Source organism: Pseudoneobacillus rhizosphaerae (assembly GCF_917563885.1).
GTDB classification, from domain to species: domain Bacteria; phylum Bacillota; class Bacilli; order Bacillales; family Cytobacillaceae; genus Pseudoneobacillus; species Pseudoneobacillus rhizosphaerae.
In genome coordinates this window covers 51,650-76,743 of sequence record NZ_CAKJTG010000005.1, presented here as the reverse complement: position 1 = coordinate 76,743, position 25,094 = coordinate 51,650, and the positions used below count along the sequence as shown (strand labels likewise).

General features: G+C 35.7%; 24 protein-coding genes and 1 other annotated feature. Of the genes, 21 read left to right on the top strand and 3 right to left on the bottom strand.

The features are described from left to right. The first annotated feature begins 219 nt into the window (after positions 1–219). The 6 genes from spoVS (at position 220) to proS (ending at position 6,541) form a co-directional block, all read left to right on the top strand. Positions 220–480, top strand: a complete 261-nt coding sequence (gene spoVS / locus LRP83_RS05290) for a stage V sporulation protein SpoVS (RefSeq protein ID WP_026692408.1) — start codon at positions 220–222, stop codon at positions 478–480. Between the two features lie 389 nt (positions 481–869). Next, positions 870–2,603: a 2-oxoacid:acceptor oxidoreductase subunit alpha gene (locus tag LRP83_RS05285; protein WP_230495638.1), complete on the top strand. Its 1,734-nt coding sequence runs from the start codon at positions 870–872 to the stop codon at positions 2,601–2,603. A 1-nt stretch (position 2,604) separates the two neighbouring features. Continuing rightward, positions 2,605–3,471 (top strand): 2-oxoacid:ferredoxin oxidoreductase subunit beta, encoded by an 867-nt coding sequence (locus LRP83_RS05280; RefSeq protein WP_230495637.1) that lies wholly within the window; start codon positions 2,605–2,607, stop codon positions 3,469–3,471. An 83-nt stretch (positions 3,472–3,554) separates the two neighbouring features. Next, positions 3,555–4,145 carry a YdcF family protein gene (locus tag LRP83_RS05275; RefSeq protein ID WP_230495636.1) on the top strand — a complete coding sequence of 197 codons (591 nt, stop codon included), beginning with the start codon at positions 3,555–3,557 and terminating at the stop codon, positions 4,143–4,145. A 131-nt stretch (positions 4,146–4,276) separates the two neighbouring features. Next, entirely contained in the window at positions 4,277–4,780 is a 504-nt protein-coding gene (locus LRP83_RS05270) for a DinB family protein (RefSeq protein ID WP_230495635.1), read from the top strand. A 57-nt stretch (positions 4,781–4,837) separates the two neighbouring features. Further along, positions 4,838–5,054: a binding site (T-box leader), on the top strand. Positions 5,055–5,107: 53 nt separating this feature from the next. After that, entirely contained in the window at positions 5,108–6,541 is a 1,434-nt protein-coding gene (proS, locus tag LRP83_RS05265; RefSeq protein WP_290369494.1) for a proline--tRNA ligase, read from the top strand. Positions 6,542–6,559: 18 nt separating this feature from the next. On the opposite strand, the gene LRP83_RS05260 is transcribed toward proS, so the two are convergent. Both LRP83_RS05260 and LRP83_RS05255 read right to left on the bottom strand, forming a co-directional pair. Further along, positions 6,560–6,820, bottom strand: a complete 261-nt coding sequence (locus LRP83_RS05260; RefSeq protein WP_230495633.1) for an alpha/beta-type small acid-soluble spore protein — start codon at positions 6,818–6,820, stop codon at positions 6,560–6,562. 28 nt (positions 6,821–6,848) lie between these two features. Next, complete coding sequence (locus tag LRP83_RS05255) at positions 6,849–7,142, bottom strand: hypothetical protein (RefSeq protein ID WP_230495632.1); 294 nt, start codon at positions 7,140–7,142, stop codon at positions 6,849–6,851. Positions 7,143–7,457: 315 nt separating this feature from the next. Here LRP83_RS05255 and miaB point away from each other — a divergent pair, with 315 nt between their 5' ends. The 15 genes from miaB (at position 7,458) to desB (ending at position 23,696) form a co-directional block, all read left to right on the top strand. Then, positions 7,458–8,996: a tRNA (N6-isopentenyl adenosine(37)-C2)-methylthiotransferase MiaB gene (miaB, locus tag LRP83_RS05250; protein ID WP_230495631.1), complete on the top strand. Its 1,539-nt coding sequence runs from the start codon at positions 7,458–7,460 to the stop codon at positions 8,994–8,996. 1 nt (position 8,997) lies between these two features. Next, complete coding sequence (locus LRP83_RS05245; protein ID WP_230495630.1) at positions 8,998–9,453, top strand: YlbF/YmcA family competence regulator; 456 nt, start codon at positions 8,998–9,000, stop codon at positions 9,451–9,453. 186 nt (positions 9,454–9,639) lie between these two features. Beyond that, positions 9,640–10,386, top strand: coding sequence for a sulfite exporter TauE/SafE family protein (locus tag LRP83_RS05240; protein WP_230495629.1), 747 nt, complete (start codon positions 9,640–9,642; stop codon positions 10,384–10,386). A gap of 231 nt (positions 10,387–10,617) precedes the next feature. After that, entirely contained in the window at positions 10,618–11,154 is a 537-nt protein-coding gene (locus LRP83_RS05235; protein ID WP_230495790.1) for an outer spore coat protein CotE, read from the top strand. Between the two features lie 139 nt (positions 11,155–11,293). Further along, positions 11,294–14,536, top strand: a complete 3,243-nt coding sequence (locus LRP83_RS05230) for a BTAD domain-containing putative transcriptional regulator (RefSeq protein ID WP_230495628.1) — start codon at positions 11,294–11,296, stop codon at positions 14,534–14,536. Between the two features lie 129 nt (positions 14,537–14,665). Next, a complete protein-coding gene (locus LRP83_RS05225) occupies positions 14,666–15,913 on the top strand; it encodes a substrate-binding domain-containing protein (protein WP_435531328.1) in 1,248 nt (415 codons plus the stop codon). A gap of 67 nt (positions 15,914–15,980) precedes the next feature. Beyond that, the gene (locus LRP83_RS05220; protein ID WP_230495788.1) at positions 15,981–16,739 is read left to right on the top strand and encodes an ABC transporter ATP-binding protein; all 759 of its coding nucleotides are present in this window, start codon (positions 15,981–15,983) and stop codon (positions 16,737–16,739) included. Next, positions 16,732–17,439, top strand: coding sequence for an ABC transporter ATP-binding protein (locus tag LRP83_RS05215; protein ID WP_230495627.1), 708 nt, complete (start codon positions 16,732–16,734; stop codon positions 17,437–17,439). Before LRP83_RS05220 ends, LRP83_RS05215 begins: the two co-directional genes overlap by 8 nt. 17 nt (positions 17,440–17,456) lie before the next feature. After that, on the top strand, positions 17,457–18,317 hold the full coding sequence (locus LRP83_RS05210) for a branched-chain amino acid ABC transporter permease (protein WP_230495626.1): 861 nt from the start codon (positions 17,457–17,459) through the stop codon (positions 18,315–18,317). 5 nt (positions 18,318–18,322) lie between these two features. Continuing rightward, positions 18,323–19,321 carry a branched-chain amino acid ABC transporter permease gene (locus LRP83_RS05205; RefSeq protein ID WP_230495625.1) on the top strand — a complete coding sequence of 333 codons (999 nt, stop codon included), beginning with the start codon at positions 18,323–18,325 and terminating at the stop codon, positions 19,319–19,321. An 11-nt stretch (positions 19,322–19,332) separates the two neighbouring features. Next, the gene (locus tag LRP83_RS05200; RefSeq protein WP_230495624.1) at positions 19,333–19,512 is read left to right on the top strand and encodes a hypothetical protein; all 180 of its coding nucleotides are present in this window, start codon (positions 19,333–19,335) and stop codon (positions 19,510–19,512) included. 14 nt (positions 19,513–19,526) lie between these two features. Next, positions 19,527–20,546, top strand: coding sequence for a 3-oxoacyl-ACP synthase (locus tag LRP83_RS05195; protein ID WP_230495623.1), 1,020 nt, complete (start codon positions 19,527–19,529; stop codon positions 20,544–20,546). Next, positions 20,543–21,451, top strand: coding sequence for an intracellular short-chain-length polyhydroxyalkanoate depolymerase (phaZ, locus tag LRP83_RS05190; RefSeq protein WP_230495622.1), 909 nt, complete (start codon positions 20,543–20,545; stop codon positions 21,449–21,451). Before LRP83_RS05195 ends, phaZ begins: the two co-directional genes overlap by 4 nt. Beyond that, the gene (fabG, locus tag LRP83_RS05185) at positions 21,435–22,175 is read left to right on the top strand and encodes a 3-oxoacyl-ACP reductase FabG (protein ID WP_230495621.1); all 741 of its coding nucleotides are present in this window, start codon (positions 21,435–21,437) and stop codon (positions 22,173–22,175) included. Before phaZ ends, fabG begins: the two co-directional genes overlap by 17 nt. Before the next feature lie 438 nt (positions 22,176–22,613). Then, entirely contained in the window at positions 22,614–23,696 is a 1,083-nt protein-coding gene (gene desB, locus LRP83_RS05180; protein ID WP_354002327.1) for a Delta(10) desaturase DesB, read from the top strand. 804 nt (positions 23,697–24,500) lie between these two features. Here desB and LRP83_RS05175 read toward each other — a convergent pair. Then, the gene (locus tag LRP83_RS05175; RefSeq protein ID WP_230495620.1) at positions 24,501–25,037 is read right to left on the bottom strand and encodes a nuclease-related domain-containing protein; all 537 of its coding nucleotides are present in this window, start codon (positions 25,035–25,037) and stop codon (positions 24,501–24,503) included. Between the last annotated feature and the right edge of the window lie 57 nt (positions 25,038–25,094).

Below are 25,094 nucleotides of genomic sequence, written 5' to 3'. Positions count from 1 at the left end.
TGGAATATGTGTTTTTATCCTCGAATATAGTAGCAGTGGAACGATTTATCAGTACTAAAGCAAGCTAGTGCTTTAATTGCCAATTGCCCATTTAGTACCCGATTATATCCACTTTCGATTAATGGGAGTTGTTAAAAAGCCTATTAATCAGTTGTTAATTTACCTGATTGTACATGGAGAAACATGCACCTATCGGGATTAAACAAGGAGGAGCTAGGAATGGAAATCTTAAAAGTTTCAGCAAAATCTAATCCTAATTCGGTAGCTGGTGCGCTTGCCGGGGTTCTGCGTGAACGGGGTGCTGCAGAAATTCAAGCAATTGGTGCGGGTGCATTAAATCAAGCTGTAAAGGCAGTAGCGATTGCAAGAGGATTTGTGGCACCTAGCGGGGTTGATTTAATTTGTATCCCAGCATTTACCGATATTAAGATTGATGGAGAAGAACGTACAGCCATCAAACTAATCGTAGAACCAAGATAAAAGTAAAAGTTTTCTAGGAGGACTCACTATTTAAGTGGGTCCTCCTTTTATGAGTCAGCAGTCTTATATAAGAATACTATACTTTTGATTTGTTCTTGCTACCTTTATATTTGTGGACAACATTAGTATATGGGTTTATGTGTTTTTAATTTATCCAATTTTGAATTTTTAGAAAAATATATTCCTATTTTAAAAAATCAAAAAATATTCCTATTTTGTTCATTATTTAAGGTTAAAGGGTTGCATTTTTGGGCTCATAGGTCTAGAATTGTAATCGTTTAGTACCCTTCCAAATTATTGACTTGTGAATTTCAATGTCTAATTCCAAGGAAGCTAAGTACTATCATTACTATAATAACGTTTTTTACATATCTAAAGGGGTGTAAGTCATGATTAAGCAACTTTCATGGAAAGTTGGCGGGCAACAAGGGGAAGGTATTGAAAGTACCGGAGAAATATTTTCTATCGCACTTAACCGATTAGGATATTACTTGTATGGTTATCGCCACTTTTCATCACGTATTAAAGGTGGACATACGAACAATAAGATCCGTGTAAGCACTACAGAAGTTCGTTCTATTTCAGACGATTTGGATGTACTTGTTGCTTTTGACCAAGAAACAATTGATCTAAATTACAAAGAGCTACATGACCATGGTGTTATGATGGCTGATTCGAAATTCGATCCTAAAAAGCCTGAAGATACAAATGCAACTTTGTATGCGGTACCATTTACAGAAATTGCAACTGAACTAGGAACATCCCTTATGAAAAACATGGTTGCGATCGGAGCAACTTCTGCAGTTTTAGACCTTGATATTAAAGTTTTTGAAGAAGTAGTAAAAGAAATCTTTGGTCGTAAAGGTCAACAGGTTGTTGATAAAAATATGGAAGCCATTCAAGCTGGCTTTGATTATATGAAAAAAGAGCTTGGTGACGTTGAAACTATGCAGTTAGAAAAGGCTGATGGTAAAAAACGTTTATTTATGATTGGTAATGACGCAATCGCATTAGGAGCTTTAGCTGGCGGTACACGCTTTATGGCTGCTTATCCAATTACACCAGCTTCTGAAATTATGGAATATTTAATTAAAAACCTCCCTGCATTGGGTGGAACGGTTATCCAAACGGAAGATGAAATTGCAGCTGTTACTATGACAATTGGGGCAAATTACGGTGGTGTACGTGCAATCACAGCTTCAGCTGGACCTGGATTATCTCTTAAAATGGAGGCAATCGGTTTATCTGGAATAACTGAGCAACCGCTAGTAATCATTGATACACAACGTGGAGGCCCGTCAACAGGATTACCTACAAAACAAGAACAATCAGATTTAATGGCGATGATTTATGGAACACATGGTGAAATTCCGAAAATCGTTATGGCACCAAGTACTGTTCAAGAGGCATTCTACGATACAGCTGAGGCATTAAACCTTGCTGAAGAGTACCAATGTCCAGTTATCGTGTTAACGGATCTTCAATTATCATTAGGTAAACAGACTGTTGAACCTTTAGAACTTGATAAAGTTGAAATCAGACGCGGAAAGCTATTAACTGGTGAATTACCAGAAATCGCTAACAAAGGCTATTTTAAACGTTTTGAAGTAACAGAAGATGGCGTTTCACCACGTGTAATTCCAGGTATGAAAAATGGTATCCACCATGTTACTGGAGTAGAGCACGACGAAACTGGAAAGCCGTCTGAGTCAGCTACAAATAGAAATGCCCAAATGGATAAGCGATTCCGTAAAGTTGAAAATATTCGTTTTAATACACCTGTATATAAAAATGCTCCACATGAAGAAGCTGATCTATTAATCGTTGGTTTCAATTCAACTCGTGGTGCAATTGAAGAAGCAATGAGCCGTTTAGAAGCCGACGGAATTAAAGTGAATCATGCACATGTGCGTTTAATTCACCCATTCCCAACAGATGAAATTATGCCACTAATTAAATCTGCAAAGAAAATTGCTATCATTGAAAATAATGCAACTGGCCAATTAGCAAACATTATGAAAATGAATGTTAGCCAACATGAAAAAATGCATAAAATCTTAAAGTATGACGGAAATCCGTTCCTACCACATGAAGTACACACAAAATGTAAGGAGTTGTTCTAGAGTGGCCACTTTTAAAGAATTTCGTAACGATGTAAAACCGAACTGGTGCCCAGGCTGTGGCGACTTCTCTGTACAGGCTGCTATTCAACGTGCAGCTGCTAATGTTGGTTTAGAACCTGAAAACTTAGCAGTAATTTCAGGTATCGGATGTTCTGGTCGTATTTCTGGTTATATCAATTCTTATGGATTCCATGGTATCCATGGACGTTCATTACCTATTGCACAAGGTGTTAAAATGGCAAACCGCGACTTAACTGTTATCGCATCTGGTGGTGATGGTGATGGTTTTGCGATTGGTATGGGTCACACAATTCATGCAATCCGTCGTAATGTAGATATCACTTATATCGTAATGGATAACCAAATTTACGGTTTAACAAAAGGACAAACTTCTCCACGTTCTGCTACAGGTTTTAAAACAAAATCTACTCCAAATGGATCAATCGAACAAGCGATTTCTCCAATGGAAACAGCATTAACAGTAGGGGCAACGTTTGTTGCACAAAGTTTCTCAACTGATTTAAAAGATTTAACTGCATTAATTGAAGCAGGTTTGAATCATAAAGGCTTCTCTTTAATCAACGTATTTAGTCCTTGTGTAACTTATAATAAAGTAAACACTTACGATTGGTTTAAAGAAAACTTAACAAAGCTATCTGATGTTGAAGGCTATGATTCTTCAAGTCGTGAAATGGCTATGCAAACATTAATGAAACATAATGGTCTTGTAACAGGATTAATTTACCAAGATAAAGAACGTAAATCGTATCAAGAATTAGTTCAAGGTTATTCAGAAAAACCTCTATCGCAATCTGATCTTAAACTTGATCAAGCGCATTTTGATAAGCTAGTAGCAGAATTCGTATAATTAAGTAAAAAAATCCCGTGATGTAAATCTCGGGATTTTTTTATGAGAAAAGCTAATAAATAAAATATGATTGGATTGAGAAAATGAAAAAGAAGAAAAAAATTGTCATTCTAATTATTTCGGTCTTTTTATTCATTTCTATCTATTTTGGTTATTTACATTTAAAAATAAGGGAGCATAGTTTATTAGTTGCTCCTAAAGACGTAGATTATATGATTATTCTTGGGGCAAGAGTAAAAGGTACAACACCGTCCTTAGCACTTCAATACAGGATAGATGCTGCTGCACAATATTTAAAAGACAATCAAACTACTATTGCTATTGCGTCTGGTGGAAAAGGTGATGGGGAGGATATTACAGAAGCCCTAGCGATTAAAATTGGGTTAGTAAAGCTAGGTGTTGAGGAAGAAAGGATTATTTTAGAATCTAAATCAACCGATACTGTAGAAAACATCACCTATTCCATGAAACTTATACCAGATAATTTGACAACTGGATTAGTAGTTTCAAATGATTTTCATATTTATCGAGCAAAATTAATTGCAAAGGATTTAGGTTTAAAATTAGCAGGATTACCTGCGGATACACCAGCAATTGCTATACCAAAATCGTATAGTCGGGAATATCTTGCCATCACTAAATATTTTATTAAAAGAAGTAGTAAAATGAATTGAACTGGGAATATTGAAAAGGTTAGTTCATATCTATAAGTGAAAATAAACTGGGAAGTGCGACAAAATTAAGCAGGAATATTATTATTGAATAACGAATTAGTAGTATATACATACATTTAGGAGGATATTATATGTTTTATTCATTAAACGATTTCTTAAAATCATGGTTGTACGAGTCTGGAATAACGCTAAAGCTTTTTAATAATCTAACAGATGAATCACTTAATCAAGAAATTACTGAAGAAAATTGGACTTTAGGAAGAGTTTCATGGCATATTGTGACAGCCATTCGTTCGATGACCTCGGGGTCAGATTTAGCTTTTGTGGCAGAAAGTGAAGATTTTCCAGTGCCACCCTCTGCTAAATTTATTGCAGATAGCTATTCCCAAGCAACTGAGGCATTGTTTAATGCGGTCGTAAATCAATGGACAGATGAAAATCTAACTCAAACTGTTGACTTTTTTGGCCAAGAGATGACAAATGGGATGATGCTACAGTTTTTAATCCAGCATCAAATACACCACCGTGGTCAAATGACGGTTTTAATGCGTCAAGCGGGTTTAACTATTCCTGGTATCTATGGACCTTCAAAAGAAGAATGGGCACAAATGGGTATGGAAGCACCTAAAATGTAAGATTGGTAAGTAAGTTGACATTTAATTTTGACTACTATATAATTTTGCAAAATACTATATTGAGCATTGATGAGGATTAGTAAAATGTTTAATTGTCTATTTTAGAGAGGGAGCCACTTGCTGCAAGGCTCCTATGGACATACACTTGAACCTGCCTCTGAGCACTGGATCGGATAAGTTGAAGATCACAGCGGATAATGTCCGTTATCAAGATGAGTGTGTAAAGCAAAAGCTTTGCAAATTAGGGTGGTACCGCCAAGCCTTGGTCCCTTTTATAGGGGATTAAGGCTTTTTTTGTCGTTAAAAAATAATAAAAATTGAGGTGTCATGATGGCTAAAGAATTTGTAAAAGATATTACTAGTATGGATGAAGATTTTGCCCAATGGTATACAGATGTTGTAACAAAAGCTGATTTAATTGATTATTCGAGTGTCCGTGGTTCGATGATTATTCGACCTTATGGATATGCCTTATGGGAGAATATTAAAAATGAACTTGATCATCGTATAAAAGAAACAGGCCATGAGAATGTATATATGCCATTATTCATCCCTGAGAGCTTACTTCAAAAGGAAAAGGACCATATTGAGGGTTTCGCACCTGAAGTGGCTTGGGTAACCCATGGTGGGTCTGAGGAGCTAACTGAACGATGGTGTGTTCGCCCTACTTCTGAAGTACTTTTTTGCGAGCATTATAAAAATATCATTCATTCTTACCGTGATTTACCAAAGCTTTACAATCAATGGGCAAACGTTGTTAGATGGGAAAAAACTACTCGTCCTTTTCTAAGAACTTTAGAGTTTCTTTGGCAGGAAGGTCACACTTGCCATGCTACTGACGAGGAAGCTCATGATGAAACGAAAAGAATGCTAGAGGTGTATGCAGATGTTTGTGAAAATATCCTAGCAATACCTGTCATAAAAGGACAAAAGACTGAAAAGGAAAAATTTGCCGGAGCCAAATTCACCTATACAATTGAGAGTTTAATGCATGACGGCAAAGCACTCCAATCAGGTACATCCCATCATTTAGGGGATGGTTTTGCAAAGGCATTTGGAATTCAATTTACCGATCAAGCAGGAAATCTTCAATATGTCCAGCAAACCTCATGGGGATTTACCACACGAATCATCGGTGCTATGATCATGGTACATGGGGATGATCGCGGCTTAGTGATGCCCCCAAAGGTAGCCCCAACTCAAGTGATGATTGTGCCAATTGCTCAACACAAAGAGGGTGTTTTAGATTTTGCATATGAATTAAAGGATAGGTTATCTAAATCGGTCCGTGTGGAAATTGATGCAAGTGATAAAAAGCCAGGTTGGAAATTTAATGAGTATGAAATGAAGGGAATTCCTTTAAGGTTAGAGGTAGGACCAAAAGATATTGAAAAAGGTCAAGTCATTTTAGCTAGAAGAGATACTGGTGAAAAAATAATAGTATCGATGGAAGAATTAGATGAAAAATTAAATCAAATTCTTGATGACATTCAGAAAAATATTTTTCAAAAAGCTAGTAAGCATAGAGAAGAGAGAACATCTATCGCATCGAATTTAGACCATTTAAAAAATAACCTAGAAACAAAACCTGGATTTGTAAAGGCTATGTGGTGTGGAAATCGTGAATGTGAGGATAAGGTAAAAGAAGAGACGGGGGCAACATCACGTTGTATGCCTTTTGAACAGGAAGCCGTTTCTGACAAATGTGTTTGCTGTGGGGTAACAGCAAATCAAATGGTATATTGGGCAAAGGCATATTAAAAAAATGGACCTCATCACTTAGTGAGGTCCATTTTTACTTAAGTTTTCCTGAGCCATTTTGACAAGTTCTCGGACCATACTTCCACCTAATTTTCCTCCTACCTTTCCAGCTTGATGTGAAGTCAGTCCGCCATTATATCCTTGCTTCAATGGAACACCTAATTCCTCAGCCACCTCAAATTTAGCAGAATCTGGACTTTGTGAGTTCGCGATAGTTGCTTTTAATTCATCTAATCCTTTTTTTGCTTCTGGTACAAGAATTCTATTTCGCTTTGACATAGTAATCTCTCCAATATTACGGATTTTGTTAACGGTTTTGACAATATACATTTAATACATCTTTTATTCTTTCAGCTTCACTTCCAGAAATATAGTAATGGTCTCCATCAAGCTGACTTTGGAACTCATTAATACCTTGGCTTTTTAAAAAGTCATCTACATCTGATAATTCATCACTTGTATTCATTAACGACTTATAACCGATAAAATCATTATTCACATAAATTTCATAGCGGTCTTCCGATAATTTTGCATTTGCTTCTGAATCATTATTGTTTGTAAAAGCATAACCAAAAATTGGATTTTTATATTGGCCTGTCATAAGCTAGTTTTTCCTCCTTTCATCATTTGAATATAGTCTTGCCTCTTCTGGTGAATGCTAGAAGTGAATATTTGACCAGATAGTAAATTATTTTTAACTTTAATAGAAATAGATTAATTCGTGATAATTATCACTTTCAAATATCCGTTCTTCCGATAAAATAGCCTACAGTGTTACTAGAATCCCCCTTTTGTGTCTCACGTTTTTCTATTGTTTTAAAGAAATAAAACCTTTATACTATAATAATGTGCAAACGCAAAAAGCACGTGTAAACAAACATTTTATTGACTTACTAGAAAGGGGATTTACCAACTAATGAACGAAAAGCAGCGATTAGAAGCTCAACAAGTAGAGTCTACTAATTCTTCGGACAAAAAATCCGCCAAGGATTATAGCCAATACTTTGAAACGGTCCTACAGGCTCCTTCACTAAAGGATGCTAAGAAGCGTGGAAAAGAAGAAGTAAAATATCATTCTGATTTTCAAATTTCGGAACAGTTCCGCAACATGGGAGATGGCCGTAAATTTTATATTCGTACTTATGGTTGCCAAATGAACGAGCATGATACAGAGGTAATGGCTGGAATTTTCATGGCATTGGGCTATGAAATTACTTCAACAGTAGAGGATGCCAATGTCATTCTTCTAAATACATGTGCGATTCGTGAAAATGCAGAAAACAAAGTATTTGGTGAGCTAGGACACTTGAAGACATTGAAAAAAGAAAGACCTGATCTTCTTATCGGTGTTTGTGGTTGTATGTCACAAGAAGAATCTGTAGTGAACAAAATATTAAAGACTTATCAACAAGTAGACATGGTATTTGGTACACATAATATTCATCGTTTGCCTAATATTCTTCATGAGGCATATATGTCTAAAGAAACTGTTATTGAGGTTTGGTCAAAAGAAGGCGATGTCATTGAGAACTTACCGAAAGTACGACGTGGGAATATTAAGGGTTGGGTAAACATTATGTACGGCTGTGATAAATTCTGTACGTATTGTATCGTTCCCTATACACGTGGTAAAGAGAGAAGTCGTAGGCCAGAAGACGTAATCCAAGAAGTACGTCAGTTGGCTGCACAAGGATATCAAGAAATTACTTTACTAGGTCAAAATGTAAATGCATATGGGAAGGACTTTGAAGATATTCAATACGGATTAGGCGAATTAATGCAGGAAATTCGTAAAATTGACATACCTAGAGTCCGTTTCATGACAAGCCATCCACGTGATTTTGATGATCGCTTAATTGAAGTGTTGGCTAGTGGTGGAAACTTGATGAACCATATTCACCTTCCAGTCCAATCTGGATCTACTGAGGTCTTAAAGATAATGGCTCGTAAATATACTCGCGAACAATATTTGGAGCTAGTGGCTAAAATTAAAGCAGCGATTCCAGACGTTTCCTTTACGACTGATATTATTGTAGGATATCCAAATGAAACAGAGGAGCAGTTTGAAGAAACAATGTCTTTGTATCGTGAGGTTGGTTTTGAAACAGCTTATACATTTATTTATTCACCACGAGAGGGTACTCCTGCTGCTAAGATGGAAGATAATGTACCTATGGAAGTTAAGAAAGAACGTCTACAACGCTTAAATAGCCTAGTTAACGAAATGTCGGCTGCAGCTATGAAAAAATACGAAGGGCAAATTGTTGAAGTACTTGTAGAAGGGGAAAGTAAATATAACCCTGAAGTATTAGCTGGTTATACAAGTAAAAGTAAACTTGTTAATTTTAAAGCTCCTAAAACTGCTATTGGCAAAATTGTTAAAGTGAGAATTACAGAAACAAAAACATGGTCATTAAACGGAGAAATGGTTGAAGAATTAGTTGAGGTGAACTAAGTTGGCAAAATTTACAAAAGATGAAATCGTTGCACGAGCAAAAGAACTAGCAAGCATGATTGCTGAAACAGAAGAAGTGGATTTCTTTAAACGTGCTGAAGCACAAATCCATTCTAATGAAAATGTTCGCTTATATATTTCCGAAATTAAGGGATTACAAAAACAAGCAGTGAACCTTCAACATTATGGCAAACCCGAAGCTCTAAAACGTGTTGAAAATAAAATTGCTTCTATAGAGGCTGAGCTAGATGCGATTCCAATCGTTAAAGAATTTAAACAATCTCAAGTTGAAGTAAATGAATTGCTACAGTTAATTGCAAATACTATTTCTAATACAGTTACTGATGAATTAATCGAATCCACTGGCGGAGACGTGTTACGTGCTGAAACTGGTGCAAATGTGAAACATCAAAGTGGTAGTTGTGATCACGACCATGATCATGACCATAATCATTAATATTAAATCCGGGCTACTTTAGTAGCCTGGATTTTTTTATCTTGTTTGATATGCATGTTTTAGTATTAATCTCAAGTCTCATTTTTATAGAATAGTGACAAGCAGTCTGTAATATAACAAAATGTAAAGCAATTTAGAGATAAGCCTCTTGCTTGTTGTAATGAAAGATATTTGTATTTTTAGGAGGTGGCCAGTATTGATGGAGAATTACTTTTCATTATTTCAGTCTTATTGATTGGGAGTTTTATTCAGGGAGTAAGCGGCTTTGGACTAGGTTTGATTTCAATGAGTTTTTTACCTTTACTACTACCTTTAAAGGATAGTACATTATTAGTTCTTGTTTCGACAGCAGTTATTTCATTAAAAATCGTCTATAAATATAGAGCTTCGATTCGCTGGAAAGCAATTAGTTACATCTTACTGTTTGCTATTATAGGTAGAATTTGTTCCTTTTTTGTCTTGAATGAATTTGGGGATTTATTAATTATGAAAAAATTACTTGGGGTAATCTTAATCGGATTTGTTTTTTTCCTTTTTAAAAAGGATGCAATTAACCCAGATTCAAACATCATAAAAATGAAAACATTCACAGCATTCATTGGGTTTTTAGGTGGTATGATTGGTGGCGTTTTTGCAGTTGGTGGACCTGTATTTGTAATTTATCTTCTACTTAGATTTTCTGAAAAGATTGAGTATAATGTTAATCTTCAAACTGTATTTTTATTAACGAACCTATTTACAATTATTCTCCATTTGTTAAATGGCGATTTTCATCATGTTTTAGGAATTTATGTATTAATTGCTATTATTCCAGTATTAATAGGTGTTCAATTTGGTTTACACTGGTTTGAGAAATTACCAAACCACCTCATAAAGAAATTAGCTTCTTATATCGTTCTTCTTGCAGGATTAAATTTAATCTTCTTCACTTAAGACTTTATTTTTAGATGCCTATCTAGTTGATATCTTTTATTCTAACAGACTATGGATATGCATAATATGTTAAAGATAAAGGAACTATCTTTCGATTAGGAACATCCCACCCAAAAAAGCATAAGATGAATTATGACTAAACTTTTATCCTGTAGCAGAAATATTTCACGCACACTAGTCTAATATCACGCATAGGATGAAATGAAAATGAATGAGGAGGGTTCGCTCGATATGGGAGAATACAGAGAGATTTTTGCGAAGGCGGTCGTAGCGAAAGGACGTAAATTCACTCAGTCCAATCATACGATTCGCCCGGAACACAGTCCAACAAGCATCCTAGGATGTTGGATTATCAACCATAAATACGAGGCGAAAAAAATCGGTAAAACGGTAGAAATTAGCGGCTCCTATGACATCAATGTTTGGTACTCCTTTAGCGATAATACAAGAACAGAAGTTGTGACGGAGCGCGTTTCCTATACAGATGTCATTAAGCTTAAATACCGTGATCCTGATTGCTTTGATGATCAAGAAATCATTGCACGTGTCTTACAGCAACCAAATTGCTGTGAAGCAGTTATTTCGCCTAATGGGAACAAAATTATCGTACACGTTGAAAGAGAGTTTATGGTAGAGGTTATTGGGGAAACAAAGATTTGTGTTAAGGTTCACCGTGACTGCAGAGACGAGGATGAATGGGGCACCAATTTAGATGATGAGTTTGAAGATTTAAACCCTGATTTCCTACTTGGTGTCGAAGAAGAGTAAAAGCTTGCTAGGAAGGTCATTCTTCCTAGTTTTTTCTGTTTATTTTGTTTTTTCAAAAACAGCATTTTTTTTTAACTAATTTATTCTTATATGGTAAAATAGTGTAAATATTATAAATAATCAGAAGGGAGGAACATCGGTGAAAATACCTATTATTAAAACAAAACTATTGATTCCAGCTATAAAGGATAATTATATTAGAAGGTCAAAACTAACTAGAAAATTAAAGAATATAAAGGACTTTCCATTAACCTTAATACATGCTGGTGCGGGTTATGGCAAAAGTACTGCTTTATCTTTAAATATGATGGATGAAAAGCAAATGGGGAGCTGGTATTCTATTTCATCAACCGATGATGATATCCTCCCTTTTCTAACGTATTTAACGCATTCTATCCGTGAAAAACATCCGGATTTTGGTAAAGAATTATTAACATACATGGATGAGATGGATCGATTTATTCGGGAAGAAGAGATAAATCTTTTATGCTCATTATTTATTAATAATGTTTTGGCTATTCGAAGTGAAATGACAATTATCCTAGATGATTTCCATCAAATAGAACATTCATATACAGTAAACCGTTGGATGGAAACGTTTCTTGAACATATTCCTTCTCATGTCCACATAGTAATTTCAAGTAGAAGTCGTCCATCGTGGAAACAGCTAACGAAAATGAAGGTTAGCGGGAAATTATTAGAAATAACAAGAGAAGATTTGATTTTATCGATAGATGAAATGGAATTACTTTTAGTTGATAATTATGGTATTGATCTAGCTCATTCTGAGTTGGAGAAAATTTACAAGTTAACTGAAGGATGGGTCATAGCTCTTTGTATGATAGCGCAGCAAGTACCTTATAATCAAAACCTTTCAGGCTTAGAAGAATATTCTTCTTTAAGTGATTTATTTCAGTATCTTGCCATGGAGGTTTATTCAAAGCAGCCTACTTTGATACAACAATTTCTTGAGCAGACTTGTATTTTAGAGGAACTAACAGAGGAAATATGTAATGAAATTATAGGAATAGCCGGATCCTTTTCACTTCTTGAGCAATTAATCGAGAGGAATTTGTTTATTCAAAAAATCGGCGATAAGCAATTTCGATTTCATGCTTTATTCAAGGAATTCTTAGAGAAGCAAGTAAAAGAGAACCACTACTCCCAATTTTTAAGTCTTAATGAAAAGGCGGCCCGTTTTTTTGAAAGAAAAGGTTTGTGGGAGCAAGCTCTTTTTCATTATAAAAAAATAAATCATTTTCCTGCTATCGCTTCCATTCTACAAGATATAGGATTAACACTGCTGGAATCTGGAAAATTAGCTAGCCTACTCGAACATATTTCGAACATACCTTCTGATGAAATGAATCGCTATGAGTATCTGTGGTATTTAAAGGGTGAAGTAAATCGGTATTTATCACACTATAGTGATGCAGAATCATGCTATCAAAAGGCATATGTTTTATACGATAAGAAGAAAAATCTAGTTGGGATGAGCCGAGTATTAGAAGGAAAGGCAAACATATACCTTGATACGATTCAACCCCACCATGCAGAACGACTACTATATGAAGCCATTGACCTTCGGGAAAAAAGCACCGATAGTACAAATGAAGAAACAGGCAAACTCTATCATCTTTTGGCAGAAAATCTATTAAACTCAGGTAAATCGGGAAAGGCGGAAAAATGGTTAATTCGGGCTAAAGGTCTAAATGTTCCAATTCAGTATAGTAATTTAGAAGCTAGAATTTATTTGCGTACTGGTAGATTTGAAAAAGCAAAAAAGCTCCTTTATCAACGGAAGGATTCATACCAAATGAAAAGCCCTGTAGCTCTCCCACAATCACATCGGGAAACAGACTTACTGCTTTCATTAATCCATTCTTTTACGGGAAATGGAGAAGAAGCAAAGGCATTAGCTCAGGAGGGTATTCAATTAGGTGTAGCTATGAAAGCACCATTTGTTGAAGCTTGTGGCTGGATACGAATGGGCCATGCTGTTCAAATTATTAATAAATATGATTCCCTACTTGCTAAAAAATGCTATGAAACAGCCCTAGAAATGATGTCACAGCTACAAATAGAAAGAGGTAAGGCAGAACCGCTAATGGGGTTATGTATTTTGTTTGGTACGAATGGTGAATTTGAAAGAGCGATTGAAGCTGGTAATCTAGCGCTGATTGAAACGGATAGAGTAAAGGATCATTGGCTTTCTTCCTTAATAATTCTTGCTATGGGATTAGCTTGTACTTATAATAATCGTCTAGTAGAAGCTTTAGATTATTTTAAAAAGGCAAAACAAGAATTCGAAGATTGCAACGATATATTTGGTGAAATGGTCTGTCATTTTTGGAAGGCTTATGTGTTTTATATGATTAACGATTTTGAAGGCTTTAAAAATGAAATGAAACTATTCTTAAAAAGTGTTGAATTAAATCATTTTGAGTTTTTCTTACATAAAAGAACCACCTTTGGTCCTAAGGATTTACAATCTTTTATTCCATTATTAATCGAATGCACAAAGGAAAATATTGAACGTCCTTTTGCCAATAGATTACTTCAAGAAATGGGCATACGAAGTATAGATTCTCATCCGGGATACTCTATACGAGTTCAAACTCTTGGACCTTTTCGCATTTGGTTAGGAGAAAAAGAAGTAGGAGAAAAAGATTGGCAACGTGAGAAGGCCAAGGAATTGTTTCAGCTTTTAATTACGAATTCTGCTCACCTTCTTGCGAAAGATGAAATTGTACAAATTCTTTGGCCCACACAGGATAAACTTAGTTCTGACCGCGATTTCAAGGTTGCTTTAAATGCTCTTAATCATGTGTTAGAACCATTTCGGAAACCAAGGTCGAATCCGTTTTTTGTGATCCGTGATGGAATATCCTACGGTTTAAATCCAATTGCAGCGATTGAAATAGATACAGTACAGTTTCAAGAATGGATTCAAACAGGACTAAATGAACAAGATCCAGTAAAAGCAATACCATTGTTAGAAAAAGGTCTTGAGTTATACAGAGGTGAATACCTAACAGAACGAAGATATGTAGATTGGTGTATAACTAAACGGGAGAGAATGCTAGTATTCTATTTGCGAGCTGCAGAAAAAATGGCCCAACTTCATGTAAGAAAAGAAAACTATGATTTGGCCATTAATTGGTGTGAACGTATTTTAGAACGGGACCGGACATGGGAAGAAGCTTACAGGCTATTAATGTATTGCTATTATCGAAAGAACAACCGACCACAGGCAATTAAGTGGTACGAAAAATGTATTCAAATCTTAGAAGAAGAATTGGGTGTTTCACCTTTAGAACCAACCCATCATATGTACGAAATGATCCTAGAGTCAACAAAATTTTATGAACAGATGTATTAATATTAACAATAATAGAGATGCGATCTTTGCATCTCTTTATTTCTGTAACTCGATTGTAACTACCCCTATATATGATAATGACAAAGCTTTAAAATTTTTTAAAAATATAAACAGGGGGGAAACAACAACGTGAAAAAATTATCACGGAAAACGATTTTTATTAATTTGCTTGCATTTCTAATGATTTTTGTAAGCGCATGCAGTTCCAGTTCAGAAAAAACATCTGACGAACCAAAAGGAAATGACGAACCAGCAACAGAGGAGAAAAACACAGAGCCTATCAAAATCGGTCTTCTAGCTTCTCAAACTGGTGGACTTGAATCCTATGGAAAACAAACGATTCAAGGATTTGAACTTGGTTTAGAATATGCAACTGAAGGAACGATGGAGGTTGCAGGTAGAAAAATTGAAGTAATTATCGAAGATACTGAAACAAAACCAGAAGTCGCAGTTCAGAAAGCAACAAAATTATTAGAAGAAGATGCTGTTGATTTCCTAGTAGGATCTTCAAGTTCTGGAGATACATTAGCTGTTCTTCCTTTAGCAGAAGAATATGAAAAAATTATGGTTGTTGAGCCAGCTGTAGCTGATAGTATTACAGGATCAGAGTTTAATAAGTACATTTTCCGTACAGCTCGTAACTCTTCACAGGATGCAGTTGCAGGTGCAGCAGCAATCGCTGGTGAAGGAGTAAAAATTGCTACTTTAGCTCCAGATTATTCCTTTGGACGTGATGGAGTAGCGGCATTTAAGGAAGCAGCTGTAAAACTTGGAGCAGATATTGTTCATGAAGAATATGCTGATCCAGCCGCAACTGACTTCACTTCAAATATCCAAAAGATCATTGATTCAAAACCTGATTATTTATTCGTAGTATGGGCCGGGGCTAACTCACCTTGGAATCAAATTGCTGATATGAAAGTGCAAGAAAAGGGTATCAAAATTTCAACAGGGGCACCAGATATCCCAGCACTAGCAACAATGGAAGCGTTGGTTGGAATGGAAGGTTTCTCAGTTTATTACCATGATCTTCCTCAAAATGAAATCAATACTTGGTTAGTAGATGAGCATAAAAAGCGTTTCAATGGCGATGTACCTGACCTTTTCACTCCTGGTGGTATGAGCGCAGCTATTGCGATTGTGGAAGCGTTAAAGAAAACGGAAGGTGATACAAACGCTGATACATTAATTAGTACGATGGAAGGAATGAGCTTTGAAACACCTAAAGGTACAATGACTTTCCGTCCAGAAGATCACCAAGCATTACAAAGTTTATACGCAATTAAACTAGAGAAAAAGGATGGAGTACCTTACCCAGTTCCAGTATTAATTCGTGAATTAAAACCGGAAGAAACAGCTCCTCCAATTAGAAATTAATCCAAATAATGAACTTCGGTAGAATTACCGAAGTTCATTATTTCTATAGAACGAGGAAGGTGAAATGATGACTACTTTGATTGAAACAAAGGATTTGACGATTACCTTTGGTGGACACATTGCTGTTGATGGGGTAACAATTGCTGTTCCCAAAAACCATTTTAAGTCAATAATTGGTCCAAATGGTGCAGGTAAAACAACCTTTTTTAACCTGCTAAGTGGTCAATTATCACCATCTAAAGGTAGTATCCTATTCAATGGAAAGGATATTACGAAATTTACTCCTACGAAAAGAACTCGGGAAGGAATAGGGAGATCGTTCCAAATTACAAATGTATTTCCCAATTTAACCGTCTTGGAAAATGTCCGTTTAGCTGTTCAATCTCAAAGAGGGTTACGCTATACGATGTTTTCACATTTTAAGAAATATAAGGACTTTGAAACAAAGTCTATCGATTGGTTGAAGTTAGTTTTATTAGATGAGAAAAAGGATTCCTTAGCTAAAAATCTTGCTCACGGGGAAAAAAGAAAGCTTGAGATTGCCATGCTACTTGCTTTGGAAACTGAAGTACTTTTATTGGATGAACCAACTGCTGGGATGTCTTTAGAAGAAGTACCGGCTATTTTGGAAGTAATTAAAAAAATCAAAGAACAAGGAAACCGAACGATAATATTAATAGAACACAAAATGGATATGATTCTAGATTTATCTGATTCAGTCATGGTGTTATTTAATGGAAGATTACTAGCTGATGGAACCCCAAATGAAATTATGCAAAATGAATTGGTTCAATCGGCTTATTTAGGAGGTCTTCACGATGAGTGAGCTTTTGAAACTAAATGCGGTTGAAACCTACATTGGTCAATATCACATATTGCAGGGTGTTTCACTTGAAGTGAAAAAAGGAGAAGTAACGGTTTTACTAGGTAGAAATGGGGCTGGTAAAACCACAACGTTAAGAACGATTATGGGCTTAAATCCCGCTTCGAAGGGGGCAATCACCTATAAAGGGGAAGATATTAAAAAACTACCAACCTATCTAGTTGCTAAAAAAGGGATTGGATATGTTCCCGAAGACCAAGGGATATTTGCTGATTTAACTGTTGAGGAAAATATGAAGGTAGCGATCCAAAAAGATAATCAAGAAACATTAGATAGAATGGATTGGATTTTAGATTTATTTCCAGATTTAAAGAAGTTTTGGAAAAAGCCTGGAGGTCTACTGAGTGGTGGGCAAAAACAAATGCTCTCTATTGCAAGGGCATATATCAACAATAATGAGCTTTTATTAATTGACGAACCAAGTAAAGGACTAGCACCCATTGTTGTTGAAAAGGTGATGGAATCGATTATCCAAATGAAAGAACAAACGACTATCGTTCTAGTCGAACAAAATTTCATGATGGCTAGTACTATAGGCGACTGTTTTTATATTATTGATGACGGTAGGACCGTAAGTCATGGGGTTATGAATCAACTAAAACAAGATGCAGATATGAGAAGGAAATATTTAGGCATTGCCTAAGGAAGGAGGGCTCATCTTTGGATGTTTTACTAAACTTATCATTAAATGGGCTTGCAACAGGCATGCTAATTTTTTTATTGGCAGCAGGGCTTACTCTCATTTTGGGATTAATGGATGTTCTTAATTTTGCTCATGGTGGATTATTTGCTTGGGGTGCTTATAGTGGGATTTGGATCTATTCAAAGACTGGAAGTTTTTTTATTGGAATTTTAGGTGCTATCCTCGTTGGATTTTTACTGGGAATTCTCACAGAAAGATGGATTATTAAACCTGTTTATGGAAATCATGTCCAACAAATATTAATTACACTTGGATTGATGCTTGTTTTATCTGAAATGTTAAAGGTTGTTTGGGGTCCTAACCAAATATCTGCCAACCCTCCAGATTATTTAGTTGGAAGCTGGGAAATCGGTGGTGTCATTATCATCAAGTATCGATTGTTTATTATTTTCGTAGGGTTGTTAGTATTTGCCGCCGTTCAATTCTTGTTGTCCAAGACGAAAATTGGTTTGGTTGTTCGTGCTGGAGTTATGAACAAAGAAATGGTTCAGGCGCTAGGCATCAATATTCAAAAAGTATTTATGTTTGTCTTTATGATTGGGGCTGGTATGGCTGCTCTCGGTGGCGTGCTTTTAGGACCTTATTCTGGAGTGATTCACGCTGAAATGGGGTTAGAGTTTGCGATATTGGCATTTATCGTTGTTGTAATCGGTGGTATGGGTAACTTTAAAGGGTCATTATTAGCTGCAGCATTAGTTGGATTATCGGGTTCGTTTATGGCTTACTATGTACCTGATTTGGCTTTAGCAGCAAACATGCTGTTAATGGCTGTAGTTTTAGTTTTTAGACCACAAGGTTTATTTGGGATGAAAGGGTGAAAGACATGAAATGGACTTATAACAATCGTGCAAACGCCATTTACTTTATTATAGCTGCCTTTCTACTCCTTTTACCATTTGTTCATGATTCTCGAAGTTTATTTATTTTGTTAACACAGGTTTTTATTTTTTCTATTTTTGCCATGAGTTATGATCTTTTACTCGGTTTTACAGGGATTGTTTCATTTGGGCATGCAATGTACTTTGGGATTGGGGCATATGCAATCGGGGTTTTTATGAAGCGCTATGAACCAACTAATTTGAACTTTGTATTAGCCATTTTAACGACTATTTTGTTAACAGCTATTATTAGTTTCTTTGTTGGATTATTGACACTAAGATTGAAAAGCCATTTCTATGCGATGCTTACGTTATCCTTATCAGGTTTATTCCTTGTTCTAGCCGAAAAGTGGAGAACATTAACTTATGGAAATGATGGCTTTACCTTTAGGGTGCCTGAGATATTAAAAGATCGAACTGATTTTTATTTTATTTGTTTGATCTGTATGATAGCTGTGTTTCTAATATTAAGTAGATTTACGAATTCACCGGTGGGTCGGGTACTGCAAGCAATTAGAGAAAATGAGCAAAGAACAGAATCATTAGGCTACCAAGTATTACATTATAAAATTATTGCTAGCATCATTTCTGGGATTTTTGCAGGCATTGCAGGGATTTTATATGCTGTTTCCTTGCGTTTCGTTAATACGAGTGTATTTGCATTAGATATTACATTAGATGCGCTCCTCATGACGATTATTGGTGGGGTAGGCACTTTAGTAGGTGCCATCATCGGTGCCGGATTAATTGAATTTGCCCATCATTGGTTAACCGCACTGGCAAAGGAACACTGGATATTTGAAAGATGGATTATCTTCTTTGGAATTATTTATATTTTAGCTGTTATGTTTTTCCCTCTTGGAATTGTCGGAACACTTAAATCGATTAATTGGAAGCGAAGAAAAAAGCCAGATGTTAAAAAAGAGGAAAAGCTAGCAGGTTAGGAGAGTATACAATGGAATCAAAGCAAATCTCATCCTTCATCGTTCGCTTTCAGGTAACAGACTTTAATGAAGAATCCAATGAAAAGCAGTGGAGAATTAAAGTAACTCATGTCCAGGAGGATAACGAGAATTTATTTAATACAATTGAAGACGCGATGCAATTTATGAAAAAGAGAGTGGAAGATTTATAGTCTGGGGTGTTTGAATGAATATAGGCATAGTCAGTACAGGAATTTATATACCTGAAAACTATATGACAAGCAGAGAAGTTGCTGAAAAGGCAGGAATTCCCATTGGTGTTGTAGAAGAGAAGATGGGAATAAAGAAAAAACCTGTGCCTGGTGTTGATGATCATACTTGCGAGATGGGAATAAAGGCTGCTAGAAAAGCTATTGAAAAAGCGGGAATTAATCCAGCTGACATTAATTTAGTTATTTATATTGGAGAAGAACATAAGGAATATCCACTTTGGACCGCTGGTATTAAACTACAGGAAGCAGTCGGAGCGTATAATGCATGGGCATTTGATGTAGCGCTTAGGTGTGGTACGACAATGATGGCACTAAAACTTGCTAAGAGCATGATGGTGGCAGATTCGTCTATTCAAACTGTTCTTTTAGCTGGTGGTTATCGAAATGTTGATTTTATTGATTACGAGAACCCACGTACTAGGTTTATGTTTAATTTAGCAGCTGGTGGTGGTGCCATCCTCCTTCAAAAAGATCATAACCAAAATGTGTTACTTGAAACTGAAATGATAACGGATGGCTCCTTTTCAGAGGATGTGGTTGTCCTAGCGGGAGGAACAAAACTACCAATCTCTAAAGAGGCATTAGATGCGCGACTGAATTACCTAGATGTTTTAGATCCCCAAGGAATGAAGCTTCGTCTTGAACAGAAATCGATGGAAAACTTTTTAAAAGTCATCAAAGAATCTGTACAAAAGAGTGGTTACTCGGTAAGTGATATCAATTATTTAGGAATTCTTCACATGAAAAGGTCTGCACATGATTATGTATTAACTGAATTAGGCTTGTCCGAAAACCAATCGATTTATCTAGAAGATTATGGTCATATCGGTCAAATTGATCAAATTTTATCGTTAGAGTTGGCATTAGAGCAAGGGAAAATAAAGAATGGTGATGTAGTCGTTCTCGTTAGTGCCGGAATTGGCTATGCTTGGGGAGCTACCACAATTAGATGGGGAAAGGAGAGCTGTAAATGAAAGAAGTATTATTACCAAATGGAGAAAAACTTGCTTACCGTGAAAGAGAAGGTGGAGATAGGAAAGTCTTATTAGTTCATGGGAATATGACTTCTTCTAAACATTGGGACTTAGTCTTAGAAAATATGGATGCGTCTTTTAAGTTATATGCGGTTGATTTACGTGGATTCGGAAGCTCTAGCTATCTTACTCCAATTCAGTCTATCAAAGATTTCTCAGATGATATAAAGCTATTTGTCGACAAAATTGGATTAAAGGATTTCGCAATGGTTGGTTGGTCAACAGGTGGAGCTGTGTGTATGCAATTCGTCTCTGACTATCAAGGATATTGTGAAAAATTAATTCTTTTAGCTTCTGCTTCAACTAGAGGATACCCATTTTACGGATTAAATAGTGAGGGACAATTAGATCTAAATTTACGTTATAAAACATTCGACGAAATACAAAATGACCCGATTAGAACAGTTCCGATTCAGGGTGCTTATGATAGCCTTAATCGTGACTTTTTAAAGGCTGTTTGGAACGCGGCAATCTATACCAAAAATCAACCTCATCCAGAGCTTTATGAAGAGTATGTAGACGACATTCTAACACAAAGAAATTTAGCTGAGGTTTATCATGCTCTAAATACATTTAATATTAGTAATGAAGATAATGAAGTGTCAGTAGGAAATGGAAGTGTAAAGAACATAAATGTTCCAGTACTGGTTTTACATGGTGATAGAGACTTTGTGGTATCTGAGCAAATGACTAAGGAATTACTTCATGATTTAGGAGATTATGCAAGGTTTGTAGAATTGAAAGATTGCGGGCATTCTCCATTGGTAGATGATTTAGATCAACTACTAAATTCTATGTCTGAATTTTTGAATAATCGGGGTGTGGAAGTTGAGATTAAAGGATAAAGTAGCTATTATCACAGGAGCTGCAAGTGGTATTGGATTCGCAGCAGCACTCTCCTTTGCCCGACAAGGAGCAAAGGTTGCAGTTGTTGATTTTAATGAAGAGCTAGGCAATGTGAGTGTACACAATATAAAGTCAGAAGGTTATGATGCCACCTTTTTTCAAGTTAATGTTGCAGACCGTAAGAGTGTAGATGAAATGGTCAAAGCCGTTTTGGGGAAATACGGAAGGATTGATATCCTTGTAAATAATGCAGGGATTACGAAAGACGGAATGCTCTCCAAACTAGCTGTCGAGGATTTTCAGAAAGTGATAGATGTCAACCTTACAGGTGTTTTTCATTGTACACAAGCTGTCCTTCCGACAATGGTAGAGCAAGGAAAGGGAAAAATCATTAATACTTCTTCCGTTTCAGGTGTATATGGCAACGTCGGACAAACAAATTACGCAGCAACTAAAGCTGGTGTTGTTGGGATGACGAAGACATGGGCTAAAGAGCTTGGTCGAAAGGGTATCAATGTGAACGCGGTTGCACCTGGATTTATTGAAACGGGAATGACGGCAAAGGTGCCCGAAAAAATCTTGGACCAAATGAAAATGATGGTACCACTCGGTAGACTTGGTGTTCCTGAAGATATTGCGAATGCATATTTATTTTTAGCATCAGAAGAGTCAAATTATGTAAATGGGACAGTACTCCATGTTGATGGTGGAATAATGATGTAAGCCTATGTGATAACAGTAATATTGTAAAAATGCAAAAAGGAATCCGATATTCGGATTCCTTTTTGCGTGTTTAGACATATCTTAATAAACATATTAGCAAAAGGATAAATATAAGTCTATATATTTTGTTTAAATATTGAAAAAATATTAGTCCTTTTGATAAATAGCTCGAAAAATAACATTTTTATATTCGAGAAACCTTCTGGCTTAAGCGGGTTTCTTTTTACATTATAGTTATTGAAATGTTAAAAATGGGAATAATGATATAGGGAAAATGCACAATTCCTTTAATGGTTTTCACTATTTGTATAATGATAAATTCCTATTGCTCAATTTGGTATTTACTGCTAGGATTAGATACTAGGTGTAGATACTGTTTTTTAGGAATTTTCAAAAATATAATATAAGAGATGGCTTTTATTGTGAAAGGAGCAAATGATGAAAGATTTACATAGTTTTGGCTGGTATGCTGCAAGAGTTTCGCCTCATTTACCAAAAGAGGCATTTAAGCCAGTTCCAACACGGCTTTTTGGAGGATTAGCTTATTTTCTTGTTGCGCTAGCAGGGATATTTTCAGTTTCTCTTTTTAATCTTCCGTTCTGGGCAAACACCTTAATTGCGATGGCAATCGGTTTATGCTTTGCTGGAATGTGTTTTTTAGGACATGAAATCCTGCATGGGACTGTGGTTAGGAAACCTTTTCTTCGGGATTTTTTAGGAGGAGTTGCTTTTAGTTCAATAGGGATCGGACCTAAGTTATGGCGTAAATGGCATAATATGACTCATCATGTACATACCCAACATGAGCATAATGATCCAGATACATGGTCCACTGCTGAATTCATTTCCAAAAGACCATTGCTTGCATTCTTTTTTAGACAACCTAATTTTATTCGAATGATTGGTTATATCATTTTTCTAACCTTTAACTTCACCCTTCACTCGACAAGAATGTTCTTTGTCTTTTTTAAAGAGTTTAAACCAAACAAGCAGCCTTTAGTTCTTCTAGAGTTATTATTACCGTGGGCGACCTGGATTGTATTATTGTTCGTTGTCGGTCCTGTAAAGTGGGTTTTTATATTTTTAATACCTGCTGCTATTGCAAATTTTATTATGAGTAGTTATATCGCAACTAATCATAATTTAAATCCTCAAATGGAGGTTAATGATCCTCTAGCAAACTCATTATCTGTGACAGTGCCTAAGTGGGTTAACGTATTACATTTTAATTTTTCTTATCACACAGAACACCACTTGTTCCCAGCAATGAGCTCAAAGTACTATCCTTTAGTGAAAGAAAAGATTAAAGAATTTTGGCCAGAACGTTACCATGAAATGCCAATGTCGAGGGCGATGTTAATACTTTTAAAAACGCCAAGACCTTACTTAAAGGAAGACGAATTGGTGGATATGTTTAATGGAAAAGTTTATAGCGTTTTAGGTAAAGGGTTAAATCCTGAGAAAGTCGAAAGCCATAAAAAGTTAAATTTAAAGCAGGTTTTGTTGCCGAGTAAGAAGTAAATAGAGTGGAATGCGGGCATCGATGATTTTGTTGATGCTCGTTTTTTTTGTTGGAGGGCGGACAACTGTCGGCTAAGGGCCACTCTGAAGCATGTTTTTATCCGTTAGAATGAAAAACTTACCTCTGTTGACTAAACTGAAGCATGTTTTTATCCAAAAGTATGAAAAACTTACCTTAGTTAGCCAAGCTGAAGCATATTTTTACCCATTAGAACGAAAAACTTACCTCAGTTAGTCAAACTGTAGCATGTTTTCACCCATTAGAACGAAAAACTTACCTCAGTTAGTCAAACTGAAGCATATTTTTACCCATTAGAACGAAAAACTTACCTCAGTTAGTCTAACTGAAGCATGTTTTTATCCAAAAAGCACGGAACACTCTCTCAAACCCTTCTTCAAAGGTTATTAAATATCAATAGATATAATTTATTTTACATAATGTGAAGAATTAGTATGTCCTATTAAGATGAAATTTTGATTTAGAATTTCTCTAATCGCTCTTTTTGACTTAACAATTTTACACCAATCATAAACAATATTAGTTGTGATTTTCTCTTCAGGAAAAAGCAATTTAATTTCCTCCACATTTCTTAAAACGGCAGATTTAACATTCTCCTCTAACCCGCATTTTACACAAGTAATTCTCTTTGTATTAACTTTAGTAATAAAAGAATAGCAAGAAGAACAAAAAATACCTTTTTTTAGGTCTACAAAGTTATACCTAAAATTACGTTTAAAAGGGTATTCATCAACATGAAGGCTCAGCAGTTTATTTGCGAGTTTAGTGTGGTTTTCATTTAGTTTTTATGATTGCATGTTTAATTTATTGACTAAGCGTTTTAACTGTGTGGGTAAGACGATAGATGAATTCATAGGGGCATGGTACAAGGTGAATTCGGGATTAACGAAAACAAGATGTTTATCAACGGTACAATTATATCCAAGACTCTGAAGCAATCTCTGCAATAAGGAGTGGCTGCGGTTCAATTGATCAAGGGGGTTATCGATTTCCTTTTTGGGGAGAACAAACCATTTAGAACCATCAACATAATACTCATCTTCAAAATTCTTCACCTCAAAAATGATAACCCCATTTTGCGTTATTATGATCTTGTCAATTTGAAAAAATTTGTTGTTTAGTTCAAATAACAAATCATTCAATACGAGGCAATCAATATTGAGATTCTCTAATAATTCATCAAATTGTACTTCGCCTTCATGACCTTTTTTGTTATGCAGATAATTGCTTAGCTCCTTATTTGACAACTTCATCCTAACATTTAAAGATTCTTGAATTAATAATTCTTTCGACTTATTACGAGCTCGAATGATGATATTCATATTTCACATCCAATTCTTTTTATTATTTGAAAAATTCTAGCAAATTTTGGTATATTG